Raw genomic sequence first — 339 nt, forward strand, 5'->3', positions numbered from 1 at the left:
GTGACGCGGGTGATCTGGCCGACCGCGTCGTAGTCGAAGCGGGTGGTGCTGCCGGCGGTGCTGACGGAGGCCAGCCAGCCGTCGACGCCGGTGTAGGCGAGGCTGCTGGTGACGCCGTTGGCATCGGTGATGCTGCCGGGCTTGCCGCGCTCGTCATAGTCGCCGAGGCGGGTGACCTGGCCGAGGGCGTTGGTCACTTGGGTCAGGTTGCCGCGACTGTCGTAGGCATAGAGGGTGACGTCCTGCACATCGGTGCGCGGACCGTCGGCGCGCTCGATCAGGCCGAGGGCGTTGTAGCTGTAGCTCCAGGCGCGCTCGGCCGCCTGCGCGGGCAGGGCG

General features: G+C 70.8%; 1 pseudogene. It reads right to left on the bottom strand.

Going from position 1 to position 339, the window contains the following annotated elements:
* Window positions 1-339 (bottom strand): annotated as a pseudogene (locus HMPREF3014_RS07180) (RHS repeat protein); the annotation flags it as partial.

Origin of the sequence: Pseudomonas sp. HMSC065H01 (genome assembly GCF_001815235.1) — a bacterium.
GTDB classification, from domain to species: domain Bacteria; phylum Pseudomonadota; class Gammaproteobacteria; order Pseudomonadales; family Pseudomonadaceae; genus Pseudomonas; species Pseudomonas aeruginosa.